This is a genomic window from Corynebacterium riegelii (genome assembly GCF_016728505.1).
Taxonomy (GTDB): Bacteria; Actinomycetota; Actinomycetes; order Mycobacteriales; family Mycobacteriaceae; genus Corynebacterium; species Corynebacterium riegelii.
Map to the genome: position 1 here is coordinate 2,510,466 of NZ_CP068159.1, position 8,767 is coordinate 2,519,232.

At 64.2% G+C, this 8,767-nt stretch carries 8 protein-coding genes; 5 read left to right on the plus strand and 3 right to left on the minus strand.

The window, feature by feature from the left end; all coding sequences use genetic code 11:
• Window positions 1-108: 108 nt before the first annotated feature.
• The gene (locus tag I6I71_RS11945) at window positions 109-567 is read right to left on the minus strand and encodes a prevent-host-death protein (protein WP_052203411.1); all 459 of its coding nucleotides are present in this window, start codon (window positions 565-567) and stop codon (window positions 109-111) included.
• A gap of 171 nt (window positions 568-738) precedes the next feature.
• Between I6I71_RS11945 and I6I71_RS11950 the strand changes: the two genes are divergently transcribed.
• From I6I71_RS11950 to I6I71_RS11960, 3 genes are read left to right on the plus strand one after another with little or no spacing between them, the layout of a single operon-like run.
• On the plus strand, window positions 739-2,451 hold the full coding sequence (locus I6I71_RS11950) for a carbon starvation CstA family protein (protein WP_201821322.1): 1,713 nt from the start codon (window positions 739-741) through the stop codon (window positions 2,449-2,451).
• On the plus strand, window positions 2,435-2,692 hold the full coding sequence (locus tag I6I71_RS11955) for a cory-CC-star protein (protein ID WP_052203409.1): 258 nt from the start codon (window positions 2,435-2,437) through the stop codon (window positions 2,690-2,692). The genes I6I71_RS11950 and I6I71_RS11955 overlap by 17 nt, the downstream gene beginning before the upstream one ends.
• On the plus strand, window positions 2,683-3,630 hold the full coding sequence (locus I6I71_RS11960) for an ArsA family ATPase (protein WP_201821325.1): 948 nt from the start codon (window positions 2,683-2,685) through the stop codon (window positions 3,628-3,630). The genes I6I71_RS11955 and I6I71_RS11960 overlap by 10 nt, the downstream gene beginning before the upstream one ends.
• 19 nt (window positions 3,631-3,649) lie before the next feature.
• On the opposite strand, the gene I6I71_RS11965 is transcribed toward I6I71_RS11960, so the two are convergent.
• Window positions 3,650-4,963, minus strand: a complete 1,314-nt coding sequence (locus I6I71_RS11965; protein ID WP_201821327.1) for a deoxyguanosinetriphosphate triphosphohydrolase — start codon at window positions 4,961-4,963, stop codon at window positions 3,650-3,652.
• Here I6I71_RS11965 and I6I71_RS11970 point away from each other — a divergent pair.
• Window positions 4,962-6,974 (plus strand): TPM domain-containing protein, encoded by a 2,013-nt coding sequence (locus I6I71_RS11970; RefSeq protein WP_201821330.1) that lies wholly within the window; start codon window positions 4,962-4,964, stop codon window positions 6,972-6,974. The genes I6I71_RS11965 and I6I71_RS11970 overlap by 2 nt on opposite strands.
• Window positions 6,975-7,104: 130 nt before the next feature.
• On the plus strand, window positions 7,105-8,328 hold the full coding sequence (locus I6I71_RS11975; protein ID WP_201821331.1) for an HNH endonuclease signature motif containing protein: 1,224 nt from the start codon (window positions 7,105-7,107) through the stop codon (window positions 8,326-8,328).
• Window positions 8,329-8,338: 10 nt separating this feature from the next.
• Here I6I71_RS11975 and I6I71_RS11980 read toward each other — a convergent pair whose 3' ends face one another.
• Window positions 8,339-8,752 carry a hypothetical protein gene (locus I6I71_RS11980; protein WP_201821332.1) on the minus strand — a complete coding sequence of 138 codons (414 nt, stop codon included), beginning with the start codon at window positions 8,750-8,752 and terminating at the stop codon, window positions 8,339-8,341.
• Window positions 8,753-8,767 lie beyond the last annotated feature (15 nt).

An 8,767-nucleotide genomic window follows, 5' to 3' on the forward strand; every position in this document is an offset into this window, starting at 1 on the left:
TCCCACGCGTCAGCCATGACATTTCTGGACGTAGCCACCAGGTCCCGCCACCCCTTGGCAGCATTCGATGTTGCAAAACGGATCCCCCCTTCTTAACCGCCGCCATGGTTAAGGGCGCCCCACTGGTTCTTCAGGAGTAATCCAAACAAGATCCACACAGTTCAAACCAGCGGCAATTGCAGAGGCAGTCTCCTCCCACGAAGTTAGCTCTGAAAGAGCAAGCTGATATTGCCCAGTGGCAAAGGACGCGCGCGCAGCATCCAGTAGGTCTTGTGCACAGGTCTGCCTGTCCTGCTCAGAAAGCGCAAACATCCAAGGGAACACGCGACACATACGCTCCGCCAGCGCTCCCTCTTCACTAGTAGCTGCCGTGACAATCTTCGCAGCGAGTGAAAGCAACTGAGCCCTACTCTCAGCCTCCCGCTGAGACATGAGAATCAACGCTTCCCCATCGCGGCGCGTAACAGTCACGGGATGATCTTCAGCCAACGCAAAAACCTCGGCGGAGTGCTTACTCAAATCAGAGGAGCGCCGAGTGTAATTCGGGCTATGCGCAACAGTGGTCATACGAGCATCCTATTCGGAACGTATTCGGAAGTCCATGGCTCTTCGCGAATTCCATGCCGCGGTTCACACGCGGCTGCTAAATGTCTGTGAGAACCCCTACAAAATAAGTGTGGTTTCTGTCATACTTTTGCGGGTAAGTACCAAGGTTTCTACCCACGACTGGAGCACCACATGAGCTCACTTCTGCTCGTATTCGTCGGCCTGGCCATGATGGCCGCCGGATACCTGCTGTATTCCAAATTCCTCGGCCGCAAGGTCTACCAACTTTCAGACGCATACAAGACCCCCGCCCACACCATGGAAGACGGCGTGGACTTCGTCCCCACCAACAAATACGTGCTGTGGGGCCACCACTTCACCTCCGTTGCGGGTGCGGCGCCGATTATCGGCCCGGCTGTTGCCGTGATTTGGGGCTGGGTACCGGCGTTTCTGTGGGTGACCCTTGGCACGGTGTTCTTTGCGGGGATGCATGATTTGGGGGCGCTGTGGGCCTCCCAACGCCACCGCGGTCAGTCCATCGGCACCCTGTCCGGCCGCTACATCGGCGCGCGCGGCCGCAACCTGTTCTTGGTTGTCATCTTCCTGCTGCTGCTCATGGTGAATACCGCGTTCGCCGTGGTGATTTCGAACCTGCTGATCTCCACCCCATCCGCCGTTATCCCCACCTGGGGTGCGATCCTAGTGGCACTGTTAATCGGCCAGGCCATCTACCGCCTCAACTGGAACCTGCCTTTGGTATCCATCGTGGGCGTTGCCGCACTCTATGGCCTGATGATCCTGGGTGATCGCGTGCCGCTCGCCCTGCCAGAGACCATGCTGGGCATCCCGGACCGCGGCTGGTGGATCATCTTCCTGTTCACCTACGCATTCGTCGCCTCGCTTCTGCCCGTGTGGGTACTGCTGCAGCCTCGCGACTACATCAACGGCCTGCAGCTCTTCGTCGGCCTGATCATCCTCTACGGCTCCTTCCTGGTGGTTCGCCCAGAAGTAGCGGCACCCGCGTTGCGCGACACCGTCCCGGACGGCACCCCCGGCATCTTCCCCCTTCTGTTTGTCACCATCGCCTGCGGCGCTATCTCCGGCTTCCACGGCGTCGTGGCCTCCGGTACGTCCTCCAAGCAGCTGGACAAGGAAACGGACGCACGTTTCGTCGGCTACTTCGGCGCAGTTGGTGAAGGCCTGCTGGCACTTGGCACGATCGTTGCCACCACCAGTGGCTTCAAGACGCTCACCGACTGGGAGAACATCTACAACGAGTGGAACGCCGGCGGCGTCAACGCCTTCATTCAAGGCGGCGGCGCGCTGATGAACGAGGGCCTGGGCATCCCAGCCTCCCTGTCCGCCACGATCCTGGCCACCATGGCCGTGCTGTTTGCCGCCACCACCATGGACTCCGGCGTGCGCCTGCAGCGCCTGGTTGTCGCCGAGATCGGCGAGCTGATGGGATTCAAGGTCTCCGGCCTGGTTGCCACCATCATCGCCGTCGGCTGCGCGATGGGCCTGACCTTCTCCATGGGCACCGACGGCTCCGGCGGCATGCTGATCTGGCCGCTGTTCGGCACCACCAACCAGCTCATGGCTGGTCTGACACTGTCCATCGTCGCTGTGATTCTGACGCAGCTGCGCCGCCCGACGCTGCCGGTCCTTTTGCCGCTGGTGTTTGTCACCGCCATGTCCCTGTGGGCGGCAATCCTGCAGGTACGCACGTTCTACAACTCCGGCAACTGGCTGCTGCTGGTCCTCGACGTGATCATCATCTGCTGCGCAATCTGGGTCATCGTCGAAGCGTTCACCGCCATTTCCAAGGCACGCCGCGAGCCGGCAGTGCAGTGGCGTGATGACGAAACGATGCCGGGTGAATTGGCGGATGTTCGAACGTCTTAAGGCAATCGGCGCCGGGTTAGACGAGTTCTACAAGGCGCCGTACCGTCGCGAATTCGCCCGGGCAGCTCGCGAGGAAGACGACCTGTTTACCCTGCTGGTCGCCTCCGAGCTGTTGGGCATCCCGAACCCGGCGACTTACTACACGCTGGAACTTATGCCACTTATGTATGAAGATTTCCACGCCTGGCACACCCGCATGGGTATGGAACGCTCACCACTGGATGGAGTCCGATGCTGCTAGAAACCGCGCCCGTGATGTTTTTCGGCGGCAAAGGCGGCGTGGGAAAAACCACGGTGTCTGCGGCGACGGCGGTGAGCTTGGCTGCTTTACAGCGGCGCGTGCTGCTCATCTCCACCGACCCTGCCCACAACCTCGGCCACATTTGGTCCACTCGCTTAACTGATACGCCGCGGGAACTGGAGCCGCGGCTGGATGTGGTGGAGCTGGACCCGGCGGCGACCACTGAACGCCACCTGGCGGAAGTCGAGCGCTCCATGCGCGCGATGATGCCGGAGCGGATGCATTCGGAAATCCGCCGTCACCTGGATCTGTCGCGCAACTCCCCCGGCATGCACGAGGCCGCGATGCTGGAGGCGGTTGCGGAGCTTTCGCTTACCGACGCCTACGACCACGTCATCTTCGACACCGCCCCCTCCGGGCACACGGCCCGCCTGCTTGCGCTGCCGGAGCTGATGAGCGCGTACACCGGTGGGCTTATGGAGCGCCGCGAGCAGTCCGACGCGTTCTCCCGCGCCATGCGGGGTTTAAGCGGCAAGGTGGTGGACAGCAGTGATCCGGTGGAGCGTCGGAATTCCGAGATCCGCGCGGCGTTGTTGCGCAGGCGCCGGAAGTTCGAGCGTTTGCGTGAGGTGCTGACGGATCCTGCGCGGTGTGTCTTCCACATCGTGCTGACCGCCGAGCGCCTGCCCGTGCTGGAAAGCGCGGAGCTGCACGAGGAGCTCACGCACCACGGCATCCGCGTGGGCTCGCTGGTGATCAACCGCCGCAGCCCGGTAGGTGACGGGGAGTTCATGGCGGCGCGCCGCGGCGTTGAAGACGAGGCGCTCGCGTTGCTTTCCACGCTTTTGCCCACGGTGCCGCGGGTGGAGTTGCCGTGGCTGGCCGGGGAGATCGGTACGCGTGAGGCGCTCGGCCAGATCGCCGCGGCGCTGTCGTAGCGGCGCTGTCGTAAAAGCGCTAGAAGAAGCCGTCGAACGCGGCGGCCTTCTTCGCGGCGCGCTCTAAGCGGGACTCGGTCATCGACGCGATCTGGTCCACAATCACCCGCTCACGCTCCATCTCCGTCTCCGCTGTCAGCCACCACTGCTGGAACATCGTGTCCAGGGTGCCCGGCGCGCCGGCCTTCAAGTAGTCGTAGACGCGGAAGATGCTTTCGCGCTGCCGGTCCTGGCGGGCCGTGTGCGCCGGCACATCCATCACGTAGAGCACCGCGATCGTTTTTAACAGCTTGACCTCGGCCTCAATATTCGGCGGGATGATCAGATCACCGTGGGTGCGTCCGAGCGCCTGGCCATCGTGCGCGTCTAGCGTCGCCTGTGTCACCGCTCCCACGTAGCGCCCCACCAGCTCACTCGTTAACTGCTTCAGTTCCGTCCACGCGGCGAGCGTGTAGTTAAAGTCCGCGGCGCGTGAGATGGAGGGGAGGGATTGGAGGTGCGACGCGGCGTCGATAAGCAAAGAAGCACTACCGCCGAAAGCCAGGGAACCTTTTTCAGCCAAGGCGGCCAGCTCAACGAAATCCCACAGGACCTTGAGCGAAATGCGCCCGGAAATGATGCCGTCTTCAACATCGTGCACCGAATAGGCAATGTCATCGGCGAAATCCATCACCTGCGCCTCAATCGGCGGCCGATCATCCGTATGCCCCTCGCGTGCCCACGCGAGGATCGCCGCATCCTCGTCATAGGCGCTGTACTTCTTGTTCACCGTGCCGTCCGCGTTCGTGCGGGTGCGCGGGTACTTGCACGCGGAATCCAGCGCCGCACGCGTCAGGTTCAGCCCGTAAGAATCGGCGCCGTCGAGCACCTTCGGCTCCAGGCGCGCAAGAATCCGCAGCGTCTGCGCGTTGCCCTCGAAGCCGCAGGCGGACACCTCATCCAGCGCGCGCTCGCCGTTATGCCCGTACGGCGGGTGCCCAATGTCGTGCGACAGGCCCGCCAGCTCGCACAAGTCCGGGTCCAGGCCCAGGCCCGCGCCGATACCGCGCGCGATCTGCGCAACCTCCAGCGAGTGTGTCAGGCGCGTACGCGGCGTGTCACCATCCTGCGGGCCGACCACCTGGGTCTTGTCAGCGAGGCGCCGCAACGCCGCCGAATGCAGCACGCGGGCACGATCACGGGCAAACGCGCCACGCGTATCCGCATCCGGCGCGATCTGGGAACCCTTCGGCGCCTCGCTGACGCGTCGCGCGGCATCTTCCGGGGTGTAACGGTATCGGCTCACAGTTCTTAAGCCTATCTTTTGCGTAATCGGACTACCCTTGGGTGCCATGAAACTTCGCCACATCCCTGTCCTTGTCGCCGCTGGGTTCGGCTTGAGCGCCGCGCCGATCGCCATGCTTATCGACGCCCCATTAGCCCACGCCCAATCCACCATCACCGGCCCACGCCTTTTAACCGCGCCGGTTACGGACGAAGCCGGGGTACTCTCCGCAGGCGACCTCTCGCGCGTTGAAAGTGCTGTGCAGCAGGTCAGCGCGGAGAAGGGCAAGTCGTTGCGCGTGGTGTTCGTCGAGTCCTTTGGCGGGACAGCACCAAATACGTGGGCGTCCCAAGCCGTTGACGCAAACGGGCCGAACACGGCGGTGCTTGCGGTCTCCCCATCCGAGCGCGCCTATGCCATCGAAGGCGGCAACCAGTGGACGCAGCGCGAAATCGACGCCATGGACGCCGCCGCGTACCCGCGCCTGGCGCAGGAAGACTGGGCCGGAGCCGCAATCGATGCAGCGGATGCGGTGATCTCCGGCTCGGGCTCTGGCGCTGGGTCAGGGTCTGGCTCTGGCTCTGGCGGTGTGGGCTGGCTTGCCGGCGGTGCGGGCGTTGCGGCACTGGCCGGCGGCGGGTTGTACGCGGCGTCTCGGCGCAACACGAAAAAGACCACCGCGAAACAGCTCGAATCCGCGCGCGCCCTGGATCCTTCCGACACCGATGCTTTAGGGCGCCTGCCAACGCACACCTTGGAACAAGTCGCCCGCGACGCACTCGTCTCCGCGGACGAATCCATCACGCAAGGCAAAGAGGAACTGCGCCTGGCCACCGCCGAGTTCGGCGCCGACCGCGTACGCCCATTTACCTCCGCGATGAACACCGCAACCTCCACTTTGCAGCGCGCATTCAACACGCACCAAAAGCTTTACGACGCAATCCCCGAAACCGAACCCGAAAAGAGGGCGATGTTGGTGGATATCGTGTCGTCGTCAGGCAAAGCGGAACAAGCGCTGCGCGACAAGACCGCCGAATTCAACGAAATGCGCGGCGTACTCATGCGCGCCCCCGAAGAAGTGGACAAGGTCCGCGCACGCACCATCGACATCCGCGCGCGCCTCGAACCCGCGCAACGCACCCTCGATGAGCTGCGCGCACGCCACAACGAAGAAATGCTGCAGTCCATCGTGGACAACGTAGACATCGCCCGCGATTCGCTCACCGAGGCCGAAAAACACCTCGACGACGCTTCCGACCTGGCGCGCCAGGGGGCGGGTAGGCAGGCCTCGCTTATCGACGTCCTCACCGCCGCCACCCGCGCCGTGGACCTTTCCGACACCAACCTCACCGCCATCGAACACGCCGAAGAAAACCTCCGCAACGCCCAAACGAACCTGCCGGCACTGCAGCGCGAAATCGAAGACGAACTGCGCCAGATCGAAGAAGTAAAGGCAGCGCGTGAGCAGGGTGCGCAGATCGACATCGCCGCGTTGGACAACGTGGCGCAAGAGGCGCGGAAGGTGCTCGCGGACGCAGATGAGCGAGCCGCCCATGACCCACTTTCCCTCTACACCGAACTGACCGACGTGGACGCGCGGATCGACGAACAGCTGGAAATCGCACGAGGCGCCGCCGGCGACCAAAGCCGCGCACTGCAGCTTTTCGACCAACAAATGCAAGTAGCCACCGCGCAAATCCAAAGCGCCGAGGACCTCATCCGCTCCCGCGGACGCATCATCGGCTCCCACGCACGCACCCTCCTTGCGCAGGCGAAACGCGAATACGCCCAGGCGCACCAACTGCGCGTCAAAGACACCCGCGCCGCCATCGACTACGCACGCACCGCCACCAACACCGCCCGACGCGCCGCACAAGCCGCCAACGATGACCTCAACCGCTACCGCGCCGCCCAAAACCGGCAGACAGCGAACAACATGGCGCAAGCCGTGCTGTGGGGCTCGATCATGAGCGGCGGCTTCGGCGGCGGGGGGAGCCGCGGCGGCGGTGGTTTCGGAGGCGGCTTCGGCGGCGGCGGATTTTCCGGCGGAGGACCCATCGGGCGCGGGGGTACCTTCTAACCACCCCCACAAGACGTAACCGAGCCGAACTGGGCGTTGTGTGAAATTCCACAGCGCCCGGTTTTTGTTATCCACAGGCTGGCGCTTGGCGCACTTTCCTCATGCGGCGGGGGTGTTTAGCGTGCGGGGTATGACTTCGTTTGCTGGCTTGATTGCGTCGCAAAGCGTCGATGCACTTGCGGACTTCGACCGCGACACCGCCCTTGCCGCACGCCTGTCGTCCACACTCATCGCGGACTGGGAAATGGTGCACAAGGCGTACTTTGGCACGCGCCCCGACCGCGAAGCCCTCATGTTTGCCCGCGCCAACCAGGTGCCGCTTGAGCAGCTCATCACCATCGAAAAAGCACTTTTGCGTATCGACGACCCGTCAACCCACCCCACCGCCCGCCTTCAACTCCTGGCGCAACCGCGCAGCCCGCGGGGTTTGAAAGCGGCGATTCGGGAGCTGATTCCGCGTCAGGAGAAGCCGTACGAGCAGACCGCGTCGTTCTCGCGGTCGCGGTGCCGCACCCGTTCCCTGCGCGTTGCGTTGGACGAACGGTTGATGGCCGACCTCGAACACCATCTGCGTCGCGACATCGACCCGTCGCGCCCCGCCGGCCCCCAAATGGCGGCGAACTTCGCGCGCCTGCTCAACCGCGACACCGCAGACGGTACAGGCGCGGGTGCCGGCACGGGCGACGCAAGCGCAGGCGCGGGCGGGGGTGGCGCGGGGGTGCGGGTGGCTGCTGCCGCGCCGCGGCCCGTCGTCCTCGTGCCACTGCCCGAGCACGTCAAGCTCCTCGGCCGCACGATCCCAAACACCGGCGCGGGCGGCGCAGGCGGCGCAGGCGGCGCAGGCGGTGCGGGGGTGGAAGACGTGCTGCTCGGCCTCAGCGACGGCACCACCATCACAGGCGCCGAATACCTCGCGCTCCACCACGGCGCCGAACTGGAGGTGGCGTTGTTTCACCCGGTGGAGGGCGCGGTGGATGTGTACAGGGGGCGTCGATACGCAAATGCGAAACAACGACTCCTGGCCAAGCTGGTCTCCCCCACCTGCGCCTGGCCTGACTGCAAAACTGCCGCCGAGCACTGCGAAGCGCACCACGTCACCCCCTGGAAGCACGGCGGCAACACCAACATGGACAACCTGACCATGCTGTGCAGCTACCACAATCGCGTCAACGACGACGATCCTGGCGCTACAGGGGGCGTTGCTAAACGACGCCGCCGCGCCGGCCACATCACCCTCATCCGCGGCCGCCCCGCGTGGCAGCCCGAGTGGGGCCCGCCGATTGAGAACACCGCCGGGCCGCCGGGCGCGATGCGGTTGCTGTTCGGCGCGGCGGGGGTAACCGGTCAGGGTTAGGAGAGGCGTGTTAGGAGAGGCGGAGGTTGTTGATTGGTGCGTCGACAAACGACAGTGCCCATGCGATGAAGCCGAGGTCCACGTCGAGTTCGCGGTCGCCAGCAGCGGCCGAGCCGGTGGCGGAATTATCAGAGTTATCAATAACGGTGAGTTCGATGTTTCCTTCGGGGGTGGACTCCGTGGTGCCGACCAAACGGCCGTCCGCGTCCGTGATCTCGCGGCGCTTGTGCAGCGGCGAGCTGCCGCGGCGGCGCGCGGTGTAGATGCGGCCGTCGCAATCTGCCACGTATTTGCTCACGGTGATGGAGCGTTTGCGGAGGCTGTACGTTCGGCCGTCGATAGTAGAGGCGCGCACGTGCGTGGCCTTGGTGGACTTCACCACCATTGACACGCCCGCAATGGTGATCGTGTGCGGCACCGTCACACCAGGTACACCAAC

Excerpts from the sequence above, each read along its gene's own strand:
- I6I71_RS11945 (WP_052203411.1), bottom strand. The coding sequence starts at position 567 with ATGACCACTGTTGCGCATAGCCCGAATTACACTCGGCGCTCCTCTGAT.
- I6I71_RS11960 (WP_201821325.1), top strand. The coding sequence starts at position 2,683 with ATGCTGCTAGAAACCGCGCCCGTGATGTTTTTCGGCGGCAAAGGCGGC.
- I6I71_RS11975 (WP_201821331.1), top strand. The coding sequence starts at position 7,105 with ATGACTTCGTTTGCTGGCTTGATTGCGTCGCAAAGCGTCGATGCACTT.
- I6I71_RS11970 (WP_201821330.1), top strand. The coding sequence starts at position 4,962 with ATGAAACTTCGCCACATCCCTGTCCTTGTCGCCGCTGGGTTCGGCTTG.
- I6I71_RS11965 (WP_201821327.1), bottom strand. The coding sequence starts at position 4,963 with ATGGCACCCAAGGGTAGTCCGATTACGCAAAAGATAGGCTTAAGAACT.
- I6I71_RS11950 (WP_201821322.1), top strand. The coding sequence starts at position 739 with ATGAGCTCACTTCTGCTCGTATTCGTCGGCCTGGCCATGATGGCCGCC.
- I6I71_RS11955 (WP_052203409.1), top strand. The coding sequence starts at position 2,435 with ATGTTCGAACGTCTTAAGGCAATCGGCGCCGGGTTAGACGAGTTCTAC.